The organism is Rhizobium sp. CB3090 (genome assembly GCF_029714285.1).
In the GTDB taxonomy this organism is placed as follows: domain Bacteria; phylum Pseudomonadota; class Alphaproteobacteria; order Rhizobiales; family Rhizobiaceae; genus Rhizobium.
Genome location: NZ_CP121664.1, coordinates 413,466 through 437,982, shown reverse-complemented (window position 1 = coordinate 437,982; position 24,517 = coordinate 413,466). Strand labels below are relative to the sequence as shown.

General features: G+C 60.7%; 20 protein-coding genes and 1 pseudogene. 8 read left to right on the top strand and 13 right to left on the bottom strand.

Annotated features, from left to right (window positions below; translation table 11 throughout):
* Positions 1-22 precede the first annotated feature (22 nt).
* The 5 genes from QA646_RS28860 to QA646_RS28840 all read left to right on the top strand — a co-directional run bounded on the left by QA646_RS28860 (position 23) and on the right by QA646_RS28840 (position 6,181).
* Positions 23-964 (top strand): ABC transporter permease, encoded by a 942-nt coding sequence (locus tag QA646_RS28860; RefSeq protein ID WP_283060715.1) that lies wholly within the window; start codon positions 23-25, stop codon positions 962-964.
* Entirely contained in the window at positions 961-1,896 is a 936-nt protein-coding gene (locus QA646_RS28855; protein WP_283060714.1) for an ABC transporter permease, read from the top strand. The genes QA646_RS28860 and QA646_RS28855 overlap by 4 nt, the downstream gene beginning before the upstream one ends.
* Positions 1,893-3,512 (top strand): ABC transporter ATP-binding protein, encoded by a 1,620-nt coding sequence (locus QA646_RS28850; protein ID WP_283060713.1) that lies wholly within the window; start codon positions 1,893-1,895, stop codon positions 3,510-3,512. Before QA646_RS28855 ends, QA646_RS28850 begins: the two co-directional genes overlap by 4 nt.
* 17 nt (positions 3,513-3,529) lie before the next feature.
* A complete protein-coding gene (locus tag QA646_RS28845) occupies positions 3,530-4,429 on the top strand; it encodes a dihydrodipicolinate synthase family protein (RefSeq protein ID WP_283060712.1) in 900 nt (299 codons plus the stop codon).
* Between the two features lie 135 nt (positions 4,430-4,564).
* Entirely contained in the window at positions 4,565-6,181 is a 1,617-nt protein-coding gene (locus QA646_RS28840; protein WP_283060711.1) for a GMC family oxidoreductase N-terminal domain-containing protein, read from the top strand.
* A 137-nt stretch (positions 6,182-6,318) separates the two neighbouring features.
* On the opposite strand, the pseudogene QA646_RS28835 reads toward QA646_RS28840, so the two are convergent.
* From QA646_RS28835 to QA646_RS28810, 6 genes and pseudogenes are all read right to left on the bottom strand, one after another.
* Positions 6,319-6,726: pseudogene (locus tag QA646_RS28835) on the bottom strand (ester cyclase); the annotation flags it as partial.
* Positions 6,727-6,885: 159 nt separating this feature from the next.
* On the bottom strand, positions 6,886-8,325 hold the full coding sequence (locus QA646_RS28830; protein ID WP_283060710.1) for an NAD(P)(+) transhydrogenase (Re/Si-specific) subunit beta: 1,440 nt from the start codon (positions 8,323-8,325) through the stop codon (positions 6,886-6,888).
* Between the two features lie 10 nt (positions 8,326-8,335).
* Positions 8,336-9,910 (bottom strand): Re/Si-specific NAD(P)(+) transhydrogenase subunit alpha, encoded by a 1,575-nt coding sequence (locus QA646_RS28825; protein ID WP_283060709.1) that lies wholly within the window; start codon positions 9,908-9,910, stop codon positions 8,336-8,338.
* Between the two features lie 260 nt (positions 9,911-10,170).
* A complete protein-coding gene (locus QA646_RS28820) occupies positions 10,171-11,643 on the bottom strand; it encodes an aldehyde dehydrogenase family protein (protein WP_283060708.1) in 1,473 nt (490 codons plus the stop codon).
* Between the two features lie 17 nt (positions 11,644-11,660).
* Complete coding sequence (locus QA646_RS28815) at positions 11,661-13,391, bottom strand: GMC family oxidoreductase N-terminal domain-containing protein (RefSeq protein ID WP_283060707.1); 1,731 nt, start codon at positions 13,389-13,391, stop codon at positions 11,661-11,663.
* Positions 13,392-13,508: 117 nt separating this feature from the next.
* Positions 13,509-13,664: a hypothetical protein gene (locus QA646_RS28810; protein ID WP_283060706.1), complete on the bottom strand. Its 156-nt coding sequence runs from the start codon at positions 13,662-13,664 to the stop codon at positions 13,509-13,511.
* Between the two features lie 78 nt (positions 13,665-13,742).
* Here QA646_RS28810 and QA646_RS28805 point away from each other — a divergent pair, with 78 nt between their 5' ends.
* The gene (locus tag QA646_RS28805; RefSeq protein WP_283060705.1) at positions 13,743-14,270 is read left to right on the top strand and encodes an AAA family ATPase; all 528 of its coding nucleotides are present in this window, start codon (positions 13,743-13,745) and stop codon (positions 14,268-14,270) included.
* A gap of 104 nt (positions 14,271-14,374) precedes the next feature.
* Here QA646_RS28805 and QA646_RS28800 read toward each other — a convergent pair whose 3' ends face one another.
* Positions 14,375-14,899, bottom strand: coding sequence for a DUF1097 domain-containing protein (locus QA646_RS28800; protein ID WP_283060704.1), 525 nt, complete (start codon positions 14,897-14,899; stop codon positions 14,375-14,377).
* 502 nt (positions 14,900-15,401) lie between these two features.
* On the opposite strand from QA646_RS28800, the gene QA646_RS28795 reads away from it, so the two are divergent.
* Positions 15,402-15,578, top strand: coding sequence for a hypothetical protein (locus QA646_RS28795; RefSeq protein WP_283060703.1), 177 nt, complete (start codon positions 15,402-15,404; stop codon positions 15,576-15,578).
* Positions 15,579-15,654: 76 nt separating this feature from the next.
* Here the strand turns inward: QA646_RS28795 and moaA are convergent, their stop codons facing one another.
* The 6 genes from moaA to QA646_RS28765 form a co-directional block, all read right to left on the bottom strand.
* The gene (moaA, locus tag QA646_RS28790) at positions 15,655-16,710 is read right to left on the bottom strand and encodes a GTP 3',8-cyclase MoaA (protein ID WP_283060701.1); all 1,056 of its coding nucleotides are present in this window, start codon (positions 16,708-16,710) and stop codon (positions 15,655-15,657) included.
* Between the two features lie 98 nt (positions 16,711-16,808).
* A complete protein-coding gene (locus QA646_RS28785; RefSeq protein ID WP_283060700.1) occupies positions 16,809-18,989 on the bottom strand; it encodes a molybdopterin-dependent oxidoreductase in 2,181 nt (726 codons plus the stop codon).
* A 37-nt stretch (positions 18,990-19,026) separates the two neighbouring features.
* The gene (locus QA646_RS28780; RefSeq protein ID WP_283060699.1) at positions 19,027-20,415 is read right to left on the bottom strand and encodes an FAD/NAD(P)-binding protein; all 1,389 of its coding nucleotides are present in this window, start codon (positions 20,413-20,415) and stop codon (positions 19,027-19,029) included.
* 3 nt (positions 20,416-20,418) lie between these two features.
* The gene (locus tag QA646_RS28775) at positions 20,419-20,724 is read right to left on the bottom strand and encodes a ferredoxin family protein (protein WP_283060698.1); all 306 of its coding nucleotides are present in this window, start codon (positions 20,722-20,724) and stop codon (positions 20,419-20,421) included.
* Positions 20,725-20,788: 64 nt separating this feature from the next.
* Positions 20,789-22,324 carry an aldehyde dehydrogenase family protein gene (locus QA646_RS28770; RefSeq protein ID WP_283060697.1) on the bottom strand — a complete coding sequence of 512 codons (1,536 nt, stop codon included), beginning with the start codon at positions 22,322-22,324 and terminating at the stop codon, positions 20,789-20,791.
* Positions 22,325-22,419: 95 nt separating this feature from the next.
* Positions 22,420-23,316 (bottom strand): LysR family transcriptional regulator, encoded by an 897-nt coding sequence (locus QA646_RS28765; RefSeq protein ID WP_283060696.1) that lies wholly within the window; start codon positions 23,314-23,316, stop codon positions 22,420-22,422.
* A 213-nt stretch (positions 23,317-23,529) separates the two neighbouring features.
* On the opposite strand from QA646_RS28765, the gene QA646_RS28760 reads away from it, so the two are divergent.
* The gene (locus tag QA646_RS28760; RefSeq protein WP_283060695.1) at positions 23,530-24,405 is read left to right on the top strand and encodes a dihydrodipicolinate synthase family protein; all 876 of its coding nucleotides are present in this window, start codon (positions 23,530-23,532) and stop codon (positions 24,403-24,405) included.
* Positions 24,406-24,517 lie beyond the last annotated feature (112 nt).

Below are 24,517 nucleotides of genomic sequence, written 5' to 3'. Positions count from 1 at the left end.
CGGGTACCAGAAAGGTGATGTCATGGCTTCCTACATCCTTCGACGGCTCGTCGCGACAATCCCGGTAATGCTCATCGTCGCAGCATTGGTGTTTCTGATGCTGCGACTGACACCGAGCGATCCGGCGGCGATCATCGCCGGCGACAATGCCACGCAGCAGCAGATCCTGGAAATTCGCGAAAAGCTCGGCCTCGAACAGCCGATCGTCACGCAGTTCTTCGTGTGGCTCGGCAACATCCTGACCGGCAACTTCGGCGACAGCTTCTTCTTCAAAAAATCGGTCTGGGATCTGATCTCCGACCGGATCGAACCGACACTCTCGCTCTCGCTCGTTACCATCCTGATTGCGGTCGTGGTGGCCATCCCGCTTGGTGCAATCGCGGCCTACCGGCAGGGCACCGTCCTCGATCGGCTCGTCATGGGTTTTTCGGTACTCGGCTTCTCGATCCCGGTATTCGTGATCGGCTATCTTCTGGTCTACGTCTTTGCGATCCAACTCAAATGGTTTCCCGTCCAGGGTTACCAGAGGATCGCCGGTGGGATCGGACCCTGGCTCAACAGCCTGGTGCTGCCGGCGACCACGCTTTCGGTGATCTACATCGCGCTCATTGCCCGCATGACACGCACCAGCATGCTGGAGGTGCTTTCGGAGGACTTTATCCGTACCGCGCGCGCAAAAGGTCAAACCGAAACAAAGGTTCTCTTCGGCCATGCGCTGAAGAACGCCGCCGTTCCAATCGTCACCGTCGTCGGGATCGGCGTCGCGCTGCTTATCGGAGGCGTCGTCGTCACCGAAAGCGTCTTCTCCATACCGGGCCTTGGGCGCCTCACCGTTGACGCGGTACTTGCCCGCGACTTCCCGGTGATTCAGGCAATCATCCTGTTGTTTGCCTTCGTCTACGTCCTGATCAACCTGATCGTCGACCTTTCCTACACGATCTTTGACCCGAGGATAGTTCATTGACCGCTCCAACCTCCGTTCATGTCGTGCCGGACACGACGCCTTTACCCAAGAGCGGGCGATCGACGCTCGTCCGCAAACTTCTACGCAACCCGTCGGTCGTTATCGGCTCCCTCATCGTCCTCATTATGATCGTAATCGGTCTTGCCGCACCGCTGATCGCAACCAGCGATCCCGTCGCAATCGATCCCGCTGCGCGAAACCGTCTGCCGATGAGCGAAACCAGCCAGCGGCTGGACGACGGAACCCGTTCGACCGTCGTCCATCTGATGGGCACGGATTCGCTCGGCCGCGACGTTTATAGCCGGGTGGTCTACGGCGCCCGCGTTTCACTCTTCGTCGGGGCCACGGTGGCGATCGCCTCGGTGGGGCTGGGCCTCGCAATTGGGATGGCGGCTGGCTTCTTCCCCTGGCTGGACAAGATCGTCATGCGCATCATGGACGGGCTGATGGCCATCCCCGCCATCCTGCTTGCCATCGCGCTGGTCTCGCTCTCGAGTGCGGGGATAGGCACCGTCGTCGTGGCGATCATCATTCCGGAAATTCCCCGCGTGGTTCGCCTTGTTCGTTCGGTCGTGCTTTCAGCGCGACATGAGCCCTATGTGGAGGCAGCCATCACCGTCGGCACGCGTACCTTGCCGCTTCTGATCCGCCACATTCTGCCAAACACCATCGCGCCTTTGATCGTTCAAGGCACCTTCATCTGTGCGTCGGCGATCCTCGTCGAAGCGATCTTGTCCTTCCTCGGGATCGGCGTTCCGCCGGAGATTCCGACCTGGGGCAACATCATGGCTGAGGGGAGGCAGCTCTTCCGGCTTTACCCGCACAACATTCTGTTCCCGGGTATCCTCCTTGGGCTGACGGTGCTTGCCATCAATATCCTGGGTGACGGGCTGCGCGACACGCTCGATCCGAAAATGGAGAAACGCGCATGAGCGAGCCACTCCTTCAGATCAACAACCTCACCGTCCGTTTGCCACAAGGCGCCGATCGCCCCGACGCGGTCAGCGATATTTCCTTCGCCGTCAATGCAGGCGAGATCGTTTGCATCGTCGGCGAATCGGGATCCGGTAAGTCAGTGTCGTCGCATGCCGTCATGGGGCTTCTGCCCAAAGGATTGACGGCAACAGGCGGCCAGATACTGCTTGAGGGCGAAGATGTGCTCAAGGCATCGCCGGCGCGACTGCGGGCACTTCGCGGTACACGCATGGCGATGATCTTTCAAGAGCCGATGACGGCTCTCAATCCGGTCGTCACCTGCGGCGAGCAGATCGATGAGGTACTTCGCATCCATACCGACCTCAAGCCGGCTGAGCGCAAGGAAAAAGTCCTGTCGATCATGGAGGCGGTCCACCTTCCCGACCCGCCGCGCATCTACGCATCCTATCCGCACCAGCTCTCGGGCGGCCAGCGCCAGCGCATCATGATCGCCCAGGCACTCATTCTCGATCCGGCATTGTTGATCGCAGACGAGCCGACGACCGCGCTTGACGTGACGACGCAGGCGCAGATCCTGAAACTCATCGCCGAGGTGCAGCAGCGCCGTGGAACCGGTGTTCTGTTCATCACGCACGACTTTGGCGTCGTGGCCGACATTGCCGATCGTGTCATCGTCATGCAGCGAGGAAAACTGATAGAACAAGGCACCGCCGCCCGGGTGCTCAGATCGCCGGAACAGCCCTATACGAAGTTGCTGATCGATGCTGTGCCGAAAATCGATCCACCGGAGCGGCGCGAAAATACCGGCCCGGTTCGTCTCGAAACGTCGAAGCTCTCGAAAGTTTACGGCGCCGCGCATCTGATCAAGAAAGGTGCAGGTGTCCATGCCGTCAATGCGGTCGATCTGCGCATCCGCTCGGGCGAGACGCTTGGCATCGTCGGGGAGTCGGGCTCCGGAAAGTCGACCGTCGCGCGGTGCATCGCAAGGCTCATCGATCCGACGTCGGGCGCGATCATCACCGGGCAAAACGACATCGCAAAGCTGCCGGAGAAGCGATTGCGCGATCACCGTCAGCGCTGTCAGATCGTCTTCCAGGATCCGTATCGCTCGCTCAATCCGCGACGCACTGTCGGCGCCTCGATCGTCGAGGGTCCGGTCAACTTCGGAACGAGACCGGAAGCGGCGCGCGCCAACGCACGCGAGCTGATGTCTCTGGTCGGCCTGTCTCCCGACGCGCTCGATCGCTATCCGCACCAGTTCTCCGGCGGTCAGCGCCAGCGTATCTGCATTGCCCGCGCGTTGGCCATGAAACCGGAAATCCTGATCGCCGACGAAGCCGTCTCCGCGCTCGATGTCTCAGTGCAGGCGCAGGTTCTTAAGCTCCTGGAGGACGTGCGCCAGAAGTTCAACCTTGCCATGCTGTTCATCACGCACGATCTCAGGGTCGCAGCGCAGATCTGCGATCGTATCCTCGTCATGAAGAGCGGCAAGGTGGTGGAGCAAGGCCCGACCGCTGAACTCTTCGCATCTCCCAAGGATCCCTATACGAAGGCTTTGTTCGAGGCAGCCCCCGGCCAGGCCTTCGAATTCGCCAACGCTCTTACGGCCTAACAGAAAGGGTACAGACGATGTCATATCCCGACGGTCTCTCCGCTTTTCCGATCACCCCCGCCAATGAAGACGGCAGCATCGACCTTGGCGCCCTTCGTGAGTTGGTACTGCCGCTCGTCGAGGCCAAGGTCGACTCGATCGGGCTTCTCGGCAGCACCGGATCTTATATGTATCTGTCGCGGGAAGAGCGGCGACGCGCCACCGAGGCGGCGGTCGTGGTCTCCGGCGACGTGCCGATCATCGCTGGCATTGGCGCGCTGAGGACCGACGATGCCGTCCGGCTCGCTCAGGATGCGAAGACTGCGGGGGCGAGTGCCGGACTTCTGGCACCCGTGTCCTATACGCCTCTCACCGAAGGGGAAGTGTTCGAGCATTTCTCAAGCGTTGCGCGCGAGAGCGGATTGCCGATCTGCATCTACGACAATCCGGGAACCACGCATTTCACATTCAGCCCCGAGCTCATCGGGCGATTGAGCCGCATCGAGGGCATCGTCGCGGTAAAGAGCCCGGCGCCAGGGCCGACCGAGATTGGAGCGCACCACGCCACCTTGAAAGCGGTCGTCCGCGACGGTTTTTCGCTCGGCTATAGCGGCGACTGGAATTCCACCGAGGGTCTCCTTTCCGGAGCGTCGAGCTGGTACAGCGTCCTCGGCGGGCTTTTTCCGAACGCATGCCTTGCAATCGTTCGGGCGGCGCAACGAAATGACGCCGGCGAGGCACGCCGCCTCAACGCAGCGCTCGAGCCGATCTGGTCGCTGTTCAAGGAGTTCTCCAGCCTGCGGGTGGTCTATGCAATCGCCGAGCAGCGTCGCGCTATACGCGCCAAGCCGCCAAGGCCGATCCTGCCTCTCGCCCAGCTGGCAAGAGCAAAAGTCGAGGCGGTGCTCGCCACCCTTCCGGCTGACCTCCTTCGCTGATTGCGGACTATCAAAACATGCTCGCCCTCAAGGCGGGCAATCAACAACATGAGCAGGTTACGCCGGGCGAAGACAAATGAGCGATAGACAAGCTCGTTCTTCGGCAAAGCAAATGATCCGGCGGGGAGGACAAATATGGTGAAGCAGCTCGACGGCGAATATGACTACATCGTCGTGGGGGCCGGAACGGCCGGCTGTATCGTCGCCAACCGGCTTTCGGAAGACCCCCGCAAGCGCGTGCTTTTGCTGGAAGCAGGCGGAAAGGACAACTGGATCTGGTTTCACATTCCCGTCGGTTACCTGTTTGCGATCGGCAATCCCCGCGCCGACTGGCTGTTCAAGACGGAGGCGGAGCCGGGCCTCAATGGACGCGCACTTGCCTATCCGCGCGGAAAGGTGATTGGCGGCTCATCCGCGATCAATGCGATGATCTCGATGCGTGGCCAGGCCGCCGATTACGATCATTGGCGGCAGCTCGGTCTCTCCGGCTGGGGATGGGATGACGTCCTGCCGGCGTTCAGGCGGCTGGAGGACCACTTCCTGGGCGACAGCGAGCACCACGGTACCGGCGGCGGATGGCGGATCGAAGCGCCGCGCATCTCTTGGAACGTTCTCGATGCGGTCGCGGCTGCAGCCGCCGAAATGGGGATCCGAAAGGTGCCGGACTTCAACACTGGCGACAACGAGGGTGTCGGCTATTTTCACGTCAACCAGAAACGCGGACGTCGCTGGTCGTCGGCGCGCGGCTTTCTCAAACCCGCGCTGTCACGTCCGAACCTGCGCCTTGAAACCCAGGTCACGGTCGATCGCCTGATGGTCGAAAACGGCCGGGCGATCGGCGTTCAATTCTCCCGTGGCGGGGAAACCTTGCAAGCGCGGGCGAAGGGCGAGGTCATCCTGTCGTCGGGATCGATCGGATCGACGCAGATCCTGCACCGCTCCGGAATAGGGCCTGGCGAATGGCTGGCACCGCTCGGCATCGACGTCGTGCTCGACAAGCAGGGCGTCGGGCGAAACCTGCAGGACCATCTCCAGCAAAGGGCGATCTATAAGGTTCACGGGATCCGCACGCTCAACGAAAGCTACTATTCGCTGGCCCATCGCGCCTGGATGGGAGCCGACTACGCGCTGCGCCGCCGCGGACCTCTCACCATGGCGCCATCGCAACTCGGCATATTCACCCGCTCGGATGCGAGCCAGGAACGCGCCAACATCCAGTTCCACGTTCAGCCGCTGTCGCTCGACAAATTCGGCGATCCCCTGCATCGCTTTCCGGCCATCACGGTTGCGGCATGCAACCTTCGTCCGACGTCGCGGGGAACGGTGCGATTGAAGTCGAAAGCCGTCCTGGAGGCGCCGGAGATCCGGCCCAACTATCTCGCCACCGACGAAGACAGGCAGGTGGCGGCCGATGCCATCCGTGTCACGCGCAGGCTAATGGCGCAGGGAACGCTCAAGCCTTACCGTCCCGAGGAATATTTGCCAGGCCCCACGGTCGGCGATGACGCGGTCTCGCTTGCCAAGGCTGCCGGCGATATCGGCACCACGATTTTCCATCCGGTCGGAACCGCCAAGATGGGGCTTTCGAGCGATCCAATGTCCGTGGTGGACGATCGACTTCGCTTCCGTGGAATCGATCGGCTGCGTGTGATCGACGCGTCGGTGATGCCGACCATCACATCAGGCAATACGAACACGCCGACGGCCATGATCGCTTCGAAAGGAGCAGCCATGGTCCTCGAAGATGCCTGATACTGCGCGCAGCAGGTGATGATGAGGATGTGGATCAAGGCGTTGATCGCGGCCGGCTTTGCGGGCAGCGAGGTTGACGAAGTTTGAACCGCAGACCTTGAGCAAAGTGCCGAGGCTCGCTTGCGTCCCGATGCGGTTCAGGCGCTGATTGCGAATTCGGGTCCCTTGGCTTCGCCGTCAGTCAGCCGGCCAATCAGCCCGTGAATATCGCCAAGCACCCAAAGATCGCGGACCTTGGGTCCGTCGAATGTGAAGATAGGTGCGCCATACCACCAGACATGTCGCCCCGTCGGAGCCTGGCCGAAGAGCGGTTTGCGATGAAATCCGTGAAAACGGAGCTTTCCGGACACCAGGTTTCCCTCTTCCACCATCGCGAGTATGTCGGAGGTGTAGGCGTCAAGCGAGCCCGCCACCCAACGGACGTAATCTGCAAACTGATCGTGTCCGACGAGAGCTGGGCCGAGCGATCCTCTGAACGTAAAATCCTTATGAAAAATTTCCGGGATCAGCGAGATGTCAGCGTGATCCCACATGTCCTTGTAGAATGTGCGGACGACTTCCTTCTGCGGGCTGAGCGAGGCTCAATCAATCGCCATCGCGGGCTCAAGGTGTTCGGTATATCTGTTCATTCCACGCTCCATTAAAAATGCGAGGGTCCATCCGCGCGGAGCGGATGGACAAATCCATCGTGGCGGTGCCGGAGATCAGTCTATCATCGGCAATAGGGCGTCGATCGATTTCTTGGCATCGCCATAAAACATCCTGGTGTTTTCCTTGTAAAAAAGCGGGTTCTCTATTCCAGAATAGCCGGTGCCCTGTCCGCGTTTGCTGACGAAGACCTGTTTGGCCTTCCAGACTTCCAGCACTGGCATTCCGGCAATCGGGCTGTTCGGATCCTCTTGCGCTGCGGGGTTGACGATGTCGTTCGAGCCGATGATGATCACCACATCGGTGGAGGGAAATTCCTCGTTGATCTCGTCCATCTCCAGAACGATGTCGTAGGGTACCTTGGCTTCGGCCAGAAGCACGTTCATGTGGCCCGGCAGACGGCCCGCGACCGGGTGGATCGCGAAGCGGACGTTATTCCCCTTGGCGCGCAGCTTGCGCGTCAACTCGCTGACCGACTGCTGCGCCTGCGCCACCGCCATGCCGTAGCCCGGGACGATGATGATCTTTTCCGCTTCCTTCAAAGCCGCCGCGACCCCATCGGCGTCGATCGCCACCTGTTCGCCCTCGATCGCCATCGCCGGGCCGGCCTCGCTGCCGAAGCCGCCAAGGATGACGCTGAGGAAGTTGCGGTTCATGGCCTTGCACATGATATAGCTGAGGATCGCGCCGGAGGCGCCCACGAGAGCACCCACGACAATCAGCAGATCGTTGCCGAGCGTGAAGCCGATGGCCGCCGCAGCCCAGCCCGAATAACTGTTGAGCATCGATACCACGACGGGCATGTCGGCGCCCCCGATACCCATGATCAGGTGATAGCCGATGAACATCGCAAGCACGGTGATGATCAGCAACGACAGCACCGGGTTGCCGACCGAGCAATAGAGGATGACTGCGGCAAGGGTCAGGATGGCGGCGATGGCGTTCAGAAAATGCCCGCCAGGCAGTTTCTTCGGCTTGCCGTCGATCCTGCCGGCAAGCTTTGCGAATGCCACGATCGAACCGGTGAAAGTCACGGCGCCGATGAAGATGCCCAGCGCGACCTCGACCTTCAGCATGGCGATCTCTGCCGGCGTTTTATGGGCAAGCACCGCGGCAAAACCGTGGAACTCGGCTGCCGCATCAGCGGCACGGGCGGCGATCACGCGACCGAGTTCCAGTTCTGCGTTGAAGCCGATCAGCACCGCGGCAAGGCCGACGAGGCTATGCATGGCGGCGACCAGCTGCGGCATCTCGGTCATTCGGACGCGCTTGGCTACGAACCAGCCCGCCGCGCCGCCGACGAGGAGCATGACCAATGACAACCGCCAGTTACCCGCCCCGGGACCAAACAGCGTTGCGGCAACGGCCAGGGCCATTGCAATGATCCCATACCAGACAGCGCGTTTGGCGCTTTCCTGCCCAGACAGTCCACCCAGCGACAGGATGAACAGGACGGCCGCGACCACATAGGCGGCGGTGCTTACTCCGAATTCCATCATGTCCTCCTTACGACTTCTGGAACATGGCGAGCATCCGGCGCGTAACCAGGAAGCCGCCAAAAATGTTGACGCCGGCCATCAGGACCGACAGCGCGCCGAGGATCACGCCGAGCCACGCGCCCGATCCGATCTGAAGGAGCGCGCCAACGACGATGATCGACGAGATCGCGTTGGTGATCGCCATCAAGGGCGTGTGCAGCGAGTGACTGACGCTCCAGATGACCTGGAAGCCCACGAAGCAGGCCAACACGAAGACAATGAAATGCGCCAGGAAACTCGGCGGCGCGACCCAGCCGACAAGCAACATCAGGACCGCTCCAAGCGCCAGGAGCGAAAGCTGCAATCGGGTCTGGGCCCTGAATGCGGCGGCGTCCCTCAGGCGCTTCTCCTCGGCGGTCAGCTCCCTCGGCTTCTCCTTGGGCTTCTGCGCCGCAATGGCCGCGACCTTGGGTGGCGGTGGCGGCCACGTCACATCGCCGTCATGAGTGATCGTGGCGCCGCGGATGACGTCATCTTCCATATTCTGGACCAGGACACCGTCCTTGCCGGGGGTCAGGTCGGCAAGCATGTGGCGGATGTTGTTGCCGTAAAGCTCCGAGGCCTGCGCGCCCATGCGCGAGGGAAAGTCGGTATAGCCAATGACGACGACGCCGTTTTCGGTGACGATGCGTTCATCGGCAACGGTCAGGTCGCAATTGCCGCCCCGCTCGGCGGCGAGGTCGACAATGACCGACCCGGTTTTCATCGCAACGACCATATCCTCGGTCCAGAGCTTTGGCGCCGGGCGTCCGGGGATCAATGCCGTGGTAACTACGATATCCATGTCCGGAGCGAGTTCGCGAAACTTCGTGAGCTGTGCTTGGCGGAATTCCGGGCTCGAGGGTGCTGCATAACCGCCCGTCGCAGCGCCGTCGGTCTGCGCGTCCGCAAAGTCGAGATAAACGAATTGTGCCCCCATCGAGTTGATCTGCTCGGCGACCTCCGGGCGAACGTCGAAGGCGTAGACCTGCGCGCCAAGCGAGGTCGCGGCGCCGATCGCCGCAAGACCGGCCACGCCCGCGCCGACGATCAGCACCTTGGCAGGCGGCACCTTGCCCGCGGCCGTCACCTGGCCGGTAAAGAACCGGCCGAAGTTGTTCGCCGCCTCGATGACCGCACGGTAGCCGGCGATATTCGCCATCGACGACAACGCATCCATCTTCTGCGCCCGCGAAATGCGCGGCACCATGTCCATGGCGATCGCGGTGATGCCCTGGTTGCGCGCCGTCTCCAGCAATTCGGCGTTCTGTGCCGGCCAGAAATGCGAAATCAGCGTCTGGCCAGGGCGCATCTGTTGGATCTCGGCATGGCTCGGCGGGCGAACCTTGACCACCACGTCCACGTAATTGACGAGCTCTGCCGCACTCGATTTGACAGTAACGCCGGCCGCCTGATAGGCCGCATCGGAAAAGCCCGCGTCGGCGCCGGCGCCGGATTCGACCAGGACGTCATGACCGAGCTTTTTCAGATGGGCGGCCGAGGACGGCGTGATCGCAACGCGCGTCTCTCCCTGAAGGCTTTCCTTTAAAGCGCCGATTTTCAAATTTCTGCCTCCACGTCAAATTCGTTTGTAAGCGCCCGGCCGCTGGCGCGGGCTCATTGGACAAGGGGCGCCAGCGTGCGGAGGGCACAAAGCCGGCAGGCCAAAATGTCCGTGGGATCTCGACCTGCGCGTCGTGCACGCAAGTCTGATGGGCATCGGCGTGCACCCTTGGCCTGGCGCATATCCGAGAGCGGATGACGCGCCAGGCCAAGGGTTATTCGCCGATCAGATCTTCGATTGAAGACGCCCGTTTTGAGACGTCAGAACGGATACTCGATAGGCGAGTCCGTAAAACTGACCCATTGCGTCTCGGTGAATTCCTCGAGATTGATAGGTCCGCCGGTGCGTCCGCCGTTACCCGAGCAACCCCGGCCGCCGAACGGCACCTGGAACTCATTGTTGACGGTCTGGTCGTTGATATGGACCATGCCGACCTTGATCAATTCGGCCATTCGCATGCCGCGACCGATCGACTTGGTATGGATCGCCGTTGAAAGGCCGTACGGCGAAAGGTTGACGAGGGCCGCGGCTTCCTCGTCCGTATCGAATATCGTCACCGGGGCGACGGGTCCGAACAGCTCTTCAACGAAGGCCTCCGAACTGGGTTGGACATCCGCCAATACGGTCGGTTCAAAAAACAGCCCCTTCCGCTCGCCGCCGGTGACGATCTTCGCACCTTGGGCGACGGAACGGTCGACGATCCCGCTCAGCCGGTCGAGCTGCTTCTGATTGATCAGCGGGCCGATTTCCACACCCTCCTTGGTTGGATCGCCTATGCGAAGCTTCTTTGCGCGCGAAGACAGGAGTTCGATGTATTTTTGAGCGATCGAACGGTGGACGAGATGACGGCCCGTCTGCATGCATATCTGCCCCTGGTGGAGATAGGCTCCCCAGGCGCCGCTCGACGCAGCCTTTTCCACGTCGGCATCGTCCAGGATGACAAGTGCGTTGTTGCCGCCCAGCTCCAGTGAGAACTTTTTCAGAAGGCGCCCGCAGGTCTCGCCGATGCGCTTGCCGACCGCCGTGGAGCCAGTGAAGGAGACCATGTTAACGCGGGGATCCTCCACGAGCAGGGAGCCGATATCAGCACCGCCGGGCAGGACCTGGAAAACGCCGTCGGGCAGGCCGGCGTCGCGGAACACCTCGGCCAGCATCAACCCGCCCGAAACGCTGGTTTGGGCGTCCGGCTTCAGGAGGACGCTGTTGCCGAGCGCAAGGGCCGGCGCCACCGACCGCAGTGCCAGAAGGACTGGAAAATTCCACGGGGTGATGACACCGACCACGCCGACGGGAACGCGGCGCCAGATGTTGGTGCGACCGGGCATCGAGGACGGAAACAGTTCGCCAAGCGGCTGCATGGGCAATGCGGCGGCCATGGAAATGTGCTCGCCAGCCGCGTCGATCTCCCAGCCTGTCTTGATTGCCGTGGATCCGCTTTCGCGCACCGTCCAGTTGACGAAATCGGCCTGCCGCTCCTGATAGATTTGAGCGGCGCGACGCATGATCGCAGCGCGAGCCTCGAATGAGGTGCCGGCCCATGCTCTCTGGCTCGCGCTTGCGAGCTCAATCGCCTGGGCGGCATCGGCAGTGGTGGCGCATGGGGCACGCAGCAGCACAGCCCCCGTCGCCGGTTCGAACACGTCCATCTCGGCGCTGAGATGCGACGTGGTGTGCTTGGAGAACGGGCTCTCTAAGGGTGTGGAGCTGGATTGCGTCTGAACATGAGTATTCATTGAAAATTCCTCCGAGATTATTGCGAGATGAGAATTTCGGACATGCGTTCGCCGATGATCACGCATGGAGCCATTGTGTTTGATCCGGTGACTTCCGGCATGATCGAGCCGTCCGCGATGCGAAGACCCTCGAGGCCGTAGACCTTGAGATTGTTGTCGACGACCGACATCTCGTCGGTCCCCATCTTGCAGGTGCAGGTCTGGTGGCGATAGGTGATGACGCCGTTGCGGATGAAGTTGACGAGCTCATCACCCTTGAGATTGGGCGTGATTTCGCGACCGCGGAAATCGTCCATTGCCGGTGCGTTGGCGACCTGACGGCAGATGTCGAAGGCGCGAACAAAGGTCTGAATGTCCTCGGGGTCCTCGAGGAAGTTCGATTCGATGCGCAGGCGGTCCCGCGGGTCGTTGGACGACAGGTGGATACGTCCCCGGCTCTTGGCATGCATCAAGCCCGGATGGATCCCCCAGCCGGCCGCCGGCAACGGATAGATCTGCGAATTGACTTCGCTTGCATAGGGGACCTCGAACAGCCAGGGCAGGATGTCAGGCTGATCGAGTGACGGGTCCGTCTTGTATGCGAACATTGCTTCCGCGAGATTGTTGCGGGGCGGGGTGGCACTGCCTTCCTTATATTCCCAGTTGATGCCGGCAAGGATCGGGTGGTCCTGGAAGTTCTCGCCGACACCCGGCAATGCATGTCGAACCAGGATCCCATGGGGGTTCAGTTTCGAAGGATCGCCGATGCCCGAGCACATGAGAATTCGCGGCGTATTCAGCGCGCCTGCCGACAGGATGGTTTCGCACGTCGACGAGACCATGTGGAGCTGGCCGTTCCAGAAGAACTGGACACCGGTTACCTGCTTGCCTTCCATGGTGACGCGGTGGACTTCGGCCCCGGTGAGCACCGTCAGCTTCGGATCATGAAGAACCGGATGCAGGTAGGCGGAGGGAATGCTGTGTCTTCTGCCATCCCGGATGAGAACGTTGCAGATGGCAGCACCCGCATCACGTTCGTTCATTACGCCGTTATGGTCTTCGTAGGCCGGAATGCCAACCTGGTCGCAGGCTTGGACCATGGCATGGGCGAGGGGAATTGGGTCCTTTGCGGTTTCGACCCACACAGGGCCGCCGACGCCGCGATATTCCGGATCGGGCTTTCCTTGCCAGTTTTCGATGCGCTTGTAGATCTCGAGCACATGCTTGTATCCCCATTTGGGATCGTCTGCCGCGGCTGCCCAGTTGTCGAAATCGGTTTTATGTCCGCGCACCCACGCCATGACGTTGATGCTGCTGCCGCCGCCGATGACCTTGCCCATCGTCAGAGGCACCGCGCGACCGTTGACGTGCGTCTGGGGCATTGCGACATGGCCCCATTCGAGCGTGCTTCCCGGATTGGTGTACCAGAGTTCCGGGCGCATCACGGGGGTCACCTGGTCGGAACCGCCCGCTTCCAGGAGAAGGACTGTCCCTTTCCCGCTGTCGATCAGTCGTCTGGCAATGACCGAACCTGCCGAACCCGAGCCGACGACGATATAATCGTATGAAGAACGAACCGCGTTCCTGTTGTATCTCTGATTGATGGCGGACGATATGACGTTATCGGCCTCGGCGTTCGCTTCAGCAAGCGTCAAGCCGCTCTCGATCTTCTGGCGAACATATGCCGCCCGGTCGATGGCGCCGGAATAAAGCGCAATATCCTCATGCGCGCCGTTCTCGTTGGAATTACTTTGATAGCCTGTCGTCATGTTGCTCCCTCCTCCTAGAGGTCATGTCTTTGCGGTCCCAAAACGCCGGTCAGCGATTGGGTCGAACTGGTTCATTCTGAAATCTATGTCTTGGCTCGAGGTCCTCCCTCGCGAGGATTAGAGCGCGCCCGAGGCGCGAAAGGAATTGTCGAAATGAGGCCGCTGCGTTGCCTTTGTGACAACACCGAATGTCAGCAGCCGGGTGGCGCTGTGCACTTGGTGGCTGCGATTGCCACCGGGCTTGGCTGCGTTCGGGATCATAGCACCGGCCATGGGGGCTCGATCGCCTCGACGAAGTCGCGTCCCGGTTCTGTAGTGAGTTCCAAAGGATTACGGCGAAGGCAGAAGAGCGTGCTGACCAATGAACGAGATCATCTTCAGCGGATCCTGATCTTTGGAAACGGAGGAACCGGAAAGACGCGGTTTGCCTGCGAGGTCGGTACAATCCTCAAACGCTCCGTCATTCATCTCGATGATCTACGCTGGCAGCCCGGCCAATACGGTGTTGCGAGAGACAATAGCCGCGTATTCGACGATGTCGTTGAGGCGGGAAGAGCAGACACCTGGTTGATGGAAGGGGTCTATGGCTGGCTGGCGAACGCCGTTTTGGATCGTGTGACAGCTTTGATCTGGATCGATCTGCCGGAGGAAGAGTGTGTTGCCAATGTGAGGGGCCGAGGCGTTCAAGGCGGCGGCAACGAGGCAGATCTCAAGGAATTGATCGAATGGGTGCGAGATTATCGCCGGCGGGAGAACTCTTCGACCTGTTATTCGGGGCATGCGAGGCTGTTTAAAGCCTATTCGGGTCTGAAAGTGCTGCTGACGAACCGGGCCGAGATCAGCGCATTCGCACAGAACAGCCGGATTTCGACGGCATAGTCCGGTTATTGCGGCATCCGGCAGCGAGTGTGCGGCCGACATGTAGGGGTCCGCCCATCGGCATCGGAATGCCGACGGGCGGACCCTGATGAAGCTGCAGTGTTTTACGCGACGTTGGAACGCGTCAGGAAAAGCCAGCGTCCGTCGGCGTCAACGAGCTTGAAGCCGAGGCTGTTGATATAGCCCATCAAGATGCCGCCCAGCAGTGTCGGCATGATCAGGTACCACTTGTCGAGGCCGATCAGGAACGTACTCGCGACCGCACCGAAGATCATCGGTATGCTGCTGAACAGGCCCTTCGGCGTGAAGATAAGGTGCAATGCGCAGATGATGGCGGTGACCACGAAGAGGACCAAGCCGGTGCTCACGGCAGGCGGCAAACCCTCGGAAATGCCAAAGCCTATTCCGTGGATGAAAACGGCAGCCCAACCGACCCCAAGAAGCGCGCTCGAGCAGTAGCCGAGAAACTCCTCCTTTTTCGCCCCGCCGTTGAGGAAGATGGGCAGCGCCACGAAGGTGCACGGTAGCACGCCTGCGGCTCCAAGCGGGGTTAGCGCATAGAGAAAGGAATAGAGGCCGACTGTTGCACCTATCCATAAACCTACATTGATTCCGAAACGCCACTTCATCAAAGTTCCTCCCTTTTTCGTTTTGGCGAAGCGAAAGCTTCGACTGATCGCGTCGTCGTGCGCGCGGTTTTCCCGCGCCGAGGCGCACCCAAGGAGCGCTGGCCGCGACCGACCGCTCCGGGATTTCGTAGAGCTCATTGCGAGATCACGATTTCTGGCGTTCATGCTTGTCACGCATGCGCTACCGGTCTCGGTCGAGGTCCCTTCGGCATGGCCGCGCACTCCGCAACGCGGACCGGCCGACCAGGCTTTGGTCTGTCAGATCGCTATGGTGCGCCATGTCCGCGCAGTCCTGGAAATCATGTCTTTGCGGCCTCAATCGCCTATCCGGCGACTGAGTTGAGCTGGATTCTTTTCAACTTCTTGAGCTCGAGGTGCTCCCCTTTTTTAGGATTAGACCGTAGCTGAAGCGACAAGGGAATTGCCAAAATCAGGTCGCAGCGTTGCCTTTGTGACAACGCCGGAACGCCGTTTGAGCACGGCGGCGATCAGGGATCGCTGATTGAGTTCGAGCCCGGCCGATACCGCAGAGGCCGGTGAAAACCATCCAATTATCCAGGAACAGTGCTGGCTGACGATCCGAGCTAACCAATGCCGCTCAACGGTGACCATGGCTGGGCGGGCGATATCGAGCGATGTGAAGGAAGCCGACTTAAACGGCGATCTGGCTGAATTCTAGCCATTCGCCCTACAGGCCCTGATCCGCATGGGAAATCAGTTCGCCGTGTCCGTCGTGTGCCTGCGGCCCGTAGGCATCATCCGCCGGTATGGCTCATGAAGCGATCCATCTTCCCGGCGACCCGGCGGCGAGAATAATCGAAATCGTGACCTCTGGGTTTGTGAGCTATTGCCTCTCGGATTGCGCCGCGAAGCACCGAATCGTCGGGGCTTGTGCGCAGCGGCGAACGCAGGTCGGCGCGGTTTTGCTGCCCGAGACACATAAATAGCTCTCCCGTGCATGTCAGGCGCACACGGTTGCAGCTTTCGCAGAAATTATGGGTGAGCGGCGTGATGAACCCGATTTTTTGGCCGGTTTCGCTCACCCGAAAATACCGGGCGGGCCCACCGCTTGTTTCGCTCAAAGCCACAAGGGTCAAACGCTCTTCAATTCGCCGACGCAGATCCGAGAGCGGCCAATACTGGCCAAGGCGCTCTTGTTCGCCCATATCGCCCATCGGCATGACCTCGATGAAGGTGAGGTCCTGGTCTTCGCCGGCGCTCCAGTCGATCAGACGAAACAACTCGTCTTCGTTGAAGCCCTTCAAGGCAACGGTATTGATCTTGACCCTGATGCCCGCAGCTTTGGCGGCCGCAATCCCTTCCATCACCTGCGGCAGGCGCCCCCAGCGCGTTATCTGCGTGAAGCGATCCGGGTCCAGCGTATCCAGCGATACGTTCACGCGCCGCACGCCGCAGTCGCCAAGCTCCCGCGCGAACCGTGCAAGCTGACTGCCGTTCGTGGTCAGGGTCAGTTCTTCCAGGCCGCGGCCGAGATGGCGCGACATCGCCCGGAAGAAGTCCATGATGCCACGCCGAACCAACGGCTCGCCGCCCGTGACCCGTAATTTGCGAACCCCCAAGTCGATGAAGGCGGAGCAAAGCCGATCGAGTTCCTCCAACGTCAGCAGGTCCCGCTTTGGCAGGAACTCCATGTGCTCGGCCATGCAATAGGTGCAACGAAAATCGCAGCGATCCGTCACCGACACTCGAAGATAACTGATCGCACGGTCGAATGGATCGACGAGTGGTGCGGTGGCCGATCTCGTCACCTCAGCGTTGGCCAAGCTTAAATCTGATCTGAGCGCTTCCATCGCTTTCTTCCTGCTTCCAACGGAGCCCCGACGGTCTCAGCCGGCAGAGCCGTGTGCTCGTATCCCGGCAAACCCTCAATAGACGATGCAAGCGAGGTTCAGGCGCCGGCCGGCTGCGCGACCGGGCTGTGATCCTCGCCATTGATCGCCGGAACGTCGGCCGGATCGGCTTTCTCGACTCTGCAGGCGCAATTGCGCGATTCCGAGGATCCGGAGATCGGATCCCAGTACGGCCCGTAGGGTATCGCTGCCTCGACATTGAATGTCAGGGCACCGCGATCAGGCCCGGCAAGCTCCGGGTACCACCAGCCCATCCCGGTCGCCACCATGTCGGGCGGCACCTCGTCGGTGATGCGTACCTTGAGCAGCACGCGCGCCGTACCTTGCGGTGTCTCGATCCACGCCCAATCGCCGGCCGCCAATCCGCGCTGCTCTGCCGCTTGCGGGTGTATGCGAAGCTCAGGAGCGTTCGCGACACGTCGCGACCAGGCATGGTTTCGGAAGCGCGAATGATGCAAGGCCATCGTCCTGATGCCGGTCACCAGGATCATGTCGAAGGCGGGATCGACATTGGCATAGCTCGGCGCACGGAAGTCGGGGAGCGGGTCATATCCGGCATTCTTGAGCTTGCTCGAGGCCAGCTCGATCTTGCCGCTTGCCGTCTTGAAACCAGTCGTCTGGTAGCTTTCGTAGACGCTCGGTATGTCGATAAAGCCCTTCTCGCAGACCTGGTCGAACGAAATTCCGCTGTCCTTCAGCTGGAAATCGATGAAGTCGCGCCGGCTGTTAAAGGGAAGAACGTCGAACTCCACAAGACCGCGCTTGGCAAGCGCATCGCGCAGGCCGATGGCAATTTCGAAATCGGTCTTCACGTCCCCGCGCCGAGGCGTGGCCGCCTGGATGGCAGCCAGGCAATTTCCCTCGACAAAGACGGCTTCCTCCTCAAGCTGCGTCGTCTTGGGAAGCACGTAATCCGCCAGTTCCGCCGTCGGCGTCATCTGGTCACTTGCGGCGACGAAGAGGTCGAGACCGCGAAGCGCTTTGATGGTGTTCTGCATGCCGGGATAGGTGCAGACGATGTTGACGCCGCTCGCGTAGAGGGCGCGCACCGGATAGGGTTCGCCGGTGAGCATTGCCTCGATGACGGAAGGGTTATGGCATGCCCGGCCCCAACTGTCCGGTCCGGACCAGAACGGATAGGTTTTCGCGCCGATGATGTCCGCTTCCCGCTCAACCGGCATCCGGAACGCCGGATCGTGGATGAAGCTCTGGTATTCGCGAAAACCGGGAACCCCCTTCGGGAGGCGGTTCGTGCCGGGCCTGTCGATATTGCCGGTCAGCGCCAGAAGACTGCTGAATGCGAGGGCGGTGTAGACGCCATTTGCCTGCGCATCGATGCCGTGGCCCATGAGCAGCGATCCCGGGCGAGTCGTTGCGAACTCACGTGCGGCCGCCACGATATCTTCCGACGGCACCCCGGTTATCTCTTGTGCGACAGCCGGACTGAACTTCGCGGCGCGTTCTCTGAGCTCGTCCACGCCGGTGCACCATTGGCTGACGAATTCATCGTCGCAAAGTTTTTCCTCGAAGATGACTTGGATCATCGCAAGGGCGAGCGCCACGTCGGTTCCGGGCTTGGGCGCAAGCCAGATGTCGGCCTGTTGCGCAATGGTCGACCGCCTAGGGTCGATGACAATCAGTTTGGCGCCCGCCTGTTTGGCAGCCTTGATGTTCATCCACTCGACGATATTGGAATCCGACGGGCTTTTGCCGACCGAAAGGATGCAACGTGACGCCTTCAATTCGTGGCCGGGCAGCCCGGGCACGCCGGAAAGGGTCGCTGCCGTCGACCGGCAGCCCTGACAGAGATCCTGGTTGATCATGTAGTTCGGCGACCCGATGCTGCGCAAAAGAAGCGCCATCGCAACGCCGCGGTCGTAGAACTGGTTCGATACCGCTCCGGCCACCGATTTGCTGCCGTAGGTATTGATGACATGACCGAGCTTTTCGGCAATTCCTGCGAAAGCTTCATCCCATGTCACGCGCTCGAAGCGACCCTCGCCACGCTCGCCGACGCGCTTGAGCGGATAAAGCAACCGGTCGGGATGATCGAGCGCCGTCGTCGCGGCATTCATCCCCTTCACGCAAAACGCCCCCTTGGAGTGGGGGTTTTCGGCATTGCCGGATATCCGCACGATCTTGCCGTTGTCGACGTGGATCAGCGATCCGCATCCGATGTAGCATTCCTTGCAGGTGCTCGGTATCACTGTCGCTGTCATTGCTGGTCTCCTGACCGTATCATTTCTGGAAAAACGCCTATTCGGCGGCTGCCTTGCACAAATCCAGCATCTCCTCGACCCGCGTAAACTTTTCTCTCGGCTTACCTAGCCGCTCGCCGCGTTCGATTTCCACCCGATCGATCTGTCGCCAATCGCCAAAGGTCGTCGGATGTGCGCCGCGCTTTTCAAGCAGTTGCTGCAGACCCTCCGCGCCGGGCTTCGCGTCGGTCCCGAGGCGGTCTGCATCGGACAGAAGCGTCTCAACGGTCGCAACGCCACAAGCCCGGTTCGTTCCGATGATACCGGTCGGTCCACGCTTGATCCAGCCGGCTGCGTAAAGGCCTGGCACCACCTTTCCGTCCAGGTCGACCACGCGACCCTCGGCATGCGGAACGAGGCCCCGGCGCGGCTCGAATGGTACACCTTCAACGGCGACACCGCGATAGCCGACAGACCGCAGAACGAACTGACACGGCAGCGTCCAGCTCTCGTCGGTCACTGTCGCTTTCTGATCGAAGGCAGGTCCCGAAAGTGCGGTCCTTGCAAACTGGATAGCGCGGACCTGCGTGTCTCCGAGGATCACTTGCGGGGCAAGGAAGAACCGGAAGTGGCAGCGCTTTGCTTTGGCGTTGTCACCGGCGTTGTCGAAGGTCGAAAGGATTTCGAGATTGGTCGCGATCGTCCGGCTCATGCGGTCGGTCGCCTCGACCCGGCTTGCCTCGTTGAGCTCCAGCTCTTCGCTCACCACCGTTGCACTGCAGCCGGCAAGCGTGCCGAATTCGCGCAGCTCCGGAGAAGTGAATTTCGCCTGGGCGGGACCACGTCGGCCGACAATGTAGATCTCGCGCAGACGACTTTCGGCAAGGACCTCCATCGCGTGACTGGCAATATCGGTCTTGCGCAATTCATCGACCGGCTTGGACAGGATGCGGGCAACATCCAGGGCGACATTTCCCTGGCCGATAATGACCGCGACCTCGCCGCTCAGATCGAAGCGGCGGTCCCGATAGTCGGGATGGCCGTTGTACCAACCAACGAATTCCCTGGCGGAATGGCTGTTGGCAAGATCTTCACCGGCAACACCGATCCGCTGGTCCTCGCTTGCACCATAGGAAAGGATGACGGCGTGGTGCGTTTGCCGCAGATCGTCGATTCCGATCGTCCGTCCGATCTCGACGTTGCCGAAAAAGCGAAACCCTTCCAGCTGGGCGATCTTTTCGAAGACGAGCGTGGCTTGCTTCAGTTTCGGGTGATCGGGCGCCACACCGGCTCGCACCAAACCGTGGGGAGAAGGGAGCCGGTCGATCATGGTTACTTCGACAGGCGTATTGGAACGCAGCAGGGCCTCGGCGGCGAAAAAGCCACTTGGGCCAGCTCCGACAATTGCCACACGAAGTGGCCCACGGGATTGAGCAGCCGTTGTCATCTCTTAAAACCCCAGCGAAGCACGCTTCTCGTCGGCCCCCGGCAGGGCATCATGCCGACCGGTGATGACGGGATATTGAGACGCTTTCTCAGTGTTGATCGAAATCCAGTCCGATTTGTCGGCTGGCAGTTCAGCTTCCATGTAAATCGCCTGGACCGGGCATACCGGAATGCAGGCGCAACAGTCGATGCACGTGTCGCGATCGACGTAAACCATGGTTTCGTCGGCGTGGAAGCACTCGACGGGGCACACCGAAACGCATTCGGTAAAGCGACAGTTGTTGCAGTTGTCTGTGACGATAGCGGGCATTGCAATTCCTCCTTTGAAGGCTGCCGCGCTCGCGAGCGCGGCAGCCGGCGTTATCCCATCGAGGTCATGCGTAGTTGACGACCAGGAACTTGATGTCGCTCATCTCTTCCATCGCGTATCGGGTGCCTTCGCGGCCAAAGCCGGACTGTTTCCAGCCACCGAACGGCATGTTGTCGATACGGTAGATCGAAACGTCGTTGATCATCAAACCACCGACATCCCAATCCTCCAGCGCCTGGAAAGCGCGACGCAGATCGTTCGTGAATATACCACCCTGCAGGCCGTACCGGGAATCGGCGGCACGCTGGATAGCCTCCTCGAACGTCTTGAAACTGTTGAGTGTCAGCACCGGTCCGAAGACCTCCTCGTCTTCCACCTTCATCCCGGGGCGGGTATGAGCAAGCACGGTCGGCTGCACGACTGCACCGTCGCGGTAGCCGCCCGTTAGCAACTGCGCGCCTTCAGCGATCGCTTCATCGACCCAGCTCTGGATCCGGATCGCCGAACCTTCATCGATGACCGGGCCGACATCGACACCTTCAATCAACGGATTGCCGACCTTGCAGCGATGCACATGGTCGAGCAGCTTGCGCTCGAATGCTTCCTTCACCGACTCGTGGACTAGAATGCGCTGGACGCCGATGCAATATTGTCCGCCGTAAACCACTCCGCCACGAACGCAGCGCTGGGCTGCCAAGTCGAGATCGGCATCTTCCGCAACGATGCACATGCCGTTTCCACCAAGCTCGAGCGCCACTTTCTTACGACCGGCAATATCCTTGATGTGCCAGCCGACTTTCGCGCTTCCGGTGAATGATACCATGGCAAAACGATCGTCACGGACCATCGCCTCGGCGTCGGGGATTGCGCAGTGGCAGATTTCCAAGGCGCCTTCGGGCAGGCCCGCCTCGTCGAATACCCGTTTCAGGAGAAGCGAGGTCAGCGGCGTCTGAGGTGCGGGCTTCAGCACGACGCTGTTGCCGACCGCAATCGCCGGTGCGACCTTGTGCAGGACGAGATTGAGGGGGAAATTGAACGGCGAGATCGCGAGGATCGGACCGATCGGAAAACGGCGCGAAATACCGATGCGCCGACGCATTTTTGCGAGGCTCTCATGATCGAGCCGCGCGAGCTCGATCGCACGTCCTTCGCTGTCGGTTGTCTGGTATTCGAACACAGCCGCATCGACGTCGAGCGGGACTTCCTCGCCACCGAACCGGCGCGCCTCGTTTGCGGCATTCGTCAGATTGAAAATGCCCCGCGAGACTTCGCCACGCGCATCATAAAGCGGCTTTCCCGATTCGGCTGCGATGGTTCGAACGAACTCGTCCCGGTCGCGCTTGAGGATTTCGGCGGCGCGCTGGAGGATATCGGCCCTGACGAAACGCGGAAGCTTGCGCATAACCTCGTACGCGGCCATCGACCGATGGATCGCCGCCTGGACGTCCTCGGAATTCGAGATCGGCATCTCGCCCACGACACTGCCATCGAACGGCGACAGGATCTTGTCGGTTTGGGCGGCAGTGGTTTGCTTCAGAACCTCCTGGCGAGGAAGCTCGGCGACTTCCGTGGAAATGAGTGACGCTGTCGAATGTGGCATAGTGCAGACCTCCTTGGTTGACCGCATCTTGCAGCCGGAGGTCCGCGACAGGAAGTTTCAAGAAGTCACCGCGGCGTTGTCCAAATTCGAACGCTCTATAACTCTTTGATCCTCATGAGGATTCCGCTCAGGAACGCCCGGGCTGCCGCCGACGGGTTTCGATACCTTGAGGTAACGATATCCAGCGTGGAGCGTTCCGACGGCACATCCAGCAACTGCACGGCGCTTAAAGCCCCTGCCGATCGCTCGTTTTCGAATGTGAGTGGCGGCATGAACCCGACGACATCCGAGCGTGAGACGATCTTCTTGATCAACTGAAGCGAATCCGCCTCATAGCGCACGTTCAGGCCCACCTTCTCCCGCTCGGCCGCCTGATCGACAAGATAGCGAATTCCAAACGAACGGTCAGGCAAGGCCACCGCCGTTTCCCCGAGGTCCCGTATCGACATTGCGTGGTTCGTCGCCAACGGATGACCTGGCCGGCATATGATATGAAGGGGTTGGACCATGCGGCCTTGCAAAACCAGATCGTCACGGCTCAGCACATTGAAGGCGAGGCCGACGTCGGCGCGATCGGCCGAGACATGGTCGGCAATTTCCTGTGTTCCGCAAACGCGGACCTCGAAATGGATATTCGGGTGCTCGCGTGAAAATTCTGCAAGCAGGGTGGGAAGAAAATCGCTCGTCGTCGCTTCCACGACCGCCAGACGCACGCTGCCGCGGGTAAGGTTGCCGAGCCCGTCGATCGTCGTTCGCAGTTTAAGGATGCTGGAGCTGTTTTCCTCTGCGAAGCGTAAAAGAGCGTTTCCAGCATCGGTCAGCACCATGCCGCGAGACGAGCGATAGAAGAGTGGCGCTCCCAGTTCATCTTCGAGCTGGGCGATCTGCCTGCTGATGGCGCTCGGCGTGATGAGCAGGTTTTCGGCAGCCTTTCTCAAAGACCCCGTGCTGACGACTTCCGAAAAATACACGACTGCCTGACTCTGGATCACGCCCAATCCACCTCCTCTTTTTGTTGGCCTGGCACTCCCATTTCCCGTGCCCCGGCAGCGGTTCTTTTATTTGCCGGCTACCGGGGGGCGCCAGCCTCCCGACATGCCTTTTATCTGCACGCGGCGTTGCCGACAATCGAACATACAGCATTCGACCCCTCCCTTATAATTCAGTTAATGAGATGTGCCACCGCCATGTAGGAAGAGAACGAAATGTCCAGCTTTAGAGGCGTGTTTCCGTACCTGGCCACTCCGGTTCACAGCGACGAGAGCGTGAATTCGGAAATGCTTGGTCGAGTTTGCGATCATCTGATCCGCGCGGGGGTCCACGGACTGGCGCCGCTCGGATCGACCGGCGAATTCGCCTACCTCTCGCACAGTGCGCGCGCCACTGTCGTCAAAGCGACGGTCGAAGCCACCGCAGGCCGTGTGCCCGTCATTGCCGGCGTCGCCTCGACCACGACGGCGGATGCCGTCGCCCAGGCAAGGAGCTACGAGCGCATGGGCGCCGATGGCATTCTGGCAGTGCTGGAAGCCTATTTCCCGCTGTCGGAACAGCAGGTGGAAACATATTTCACCGCGATTGCCGATGCCGTCGACATTCCGGTTGTTATCTACACGAACCCGAACTTCCAGAGATCCGACTTGACGCTATCGGTGATCGAGCGGCTCTCGCTTCACCGGCGCATCGTCGGCATCAAGGACGCTTCGACCAATACCGGGCGCCTGTTGTCGATCATGCAGCGCTGCGGGGACGACATCAGCGTCTTTGCCGCCTCGTCGCATATTCCCGCGGCCGTCATGATGATCGGGGGCAAGGGCTGGATGGCCGGCCCTGCATGCATCGCACCCCGACAGAGCGTCGCGCTCTTCGAACATTGTGCAAGCGGTCGCTGGGACGAGGCGATGGCGGTGCAGCGCCGATTGTGGAAGCTCAACGAAGCATTCGCCCGCTTCAATCTGGCGGCCTGCATCAAGGCGGGTCTTTTGATCCAAGGCTTCGATGTCGGCTCGCCGATCGCACCACAGTCCCCGTTGTCGGTCGAAGACCGCCGAGAGCTCGAGCATCTGCTGAGCGAACTTGGCTGACGTCTGGTCGACCGACAAGGGCCGCAGAGACCTGCAGTTATGACCGCGGGCAACCCGCCCGCACAAACAGCCAAAAGGGGAGGAGACTCAGATGGCTATTTCCAGCATTGAA

Coding starts and splice junctions, on each gene's coding strand:
- QA646_RS28830 (WP_283060710.1), bottom strand. CDS start 8,325: ATGGAATTCGGAGTAAGCACCGCCGCCTATGTGGTCGCGGCCGTCCTG.
- QA646_RS28770 (WP_283060697.1), bottom strand. CDS start 22,324: ATGCCACATTCGACAGCGTCACTCATTTCCACGGAAGTCGCCGAGCTT.
- QA646_RS28840 (WP_283060711.1), top strand. CDS start 4,565: ATGGTGAAGCAGCTCGACGGCGAATATGACTACATCGTCGTGGGGGCC.
- QA646_RS28785 (WP_283060700.1), bottom strand. CDS start 18,989: ATGACAGCGACAGTGATACCGAGCACCTGCAAGGAATGCTACATCGGA.
- moaA (WP_283060701.1), bottom strand. CDS start 16,710: ATGGAAGCGCTCAGATCAGATTTAAGCTTGGCCAACGCTGAGGTGACG.
- QA646_RS28775 (WP_283060698.1), bottom strand. CDS start 20,724: ATGCCCGCTATCGTCACAGACAACTGCAACAACTGTCGCTTTACCGAA.
- QA646_RS28820 (WP_283060708.1), bottom strand. CDS start 11,643: ATGAATACTCATGTTCAGACGCAATCCAGCTCCACACCCTTAGAGAGC.
- QA646_RS28800 (WP_283060704.1), bottom strand. CDS start 14,899: ATGAAGTGGCGTTTCGGAATCAATGTAGGTTTATGGATAGGTGCAACA.
- QA646_RS28860 (WP_283060715.1), top strand. CDS start 23: ATGGCTTCCTACATCCTTCGACGGCTCGTCGCGACAATCCCGGTAATG.
- QA646_RS28850 (WP_283060713.1), top strand. CDS start 1,893: ATGAGCGAGCCACTCCTTCAGATCAACAACCTCACCGTCCGTTTGCCA.
- QA646_RS28760 (WP_283060695.1), top strand. CDS start 23,530: ATGTCCAGCTTTAGAGGCGTGTTTCCGTACCTGGCCACTCCGGTTCAC.
- QA646_RS28815 (WP_283060707.1), bottom strand. CDS start 13,391: ATGACGACAGGCTATCAAAGTAATTCCAACGAGAACGGCGCGCATGAG.
- QA646_RS28810 (WP_283060706.1), bottom strand. CDS start 13,664: ATGGCCGGTGCTATGATCCCGAACGCAGCCAAGCCCGGTGGCAATCGC.
- QA646_RS28780 (WP_283060699.1), bottom strand. CDS start 20,415: ATGACAACGGCTGCTCAATCCCGTGGGCCACTTCGTGTGGCAATTGTC.
- QA646_RS28845 (WP_283060712.1), top strand. CDS start 3,530: ATGTCATATCCCGACGGTCTCTCCGCTTTTCCGATCACCCCCGCCAAT.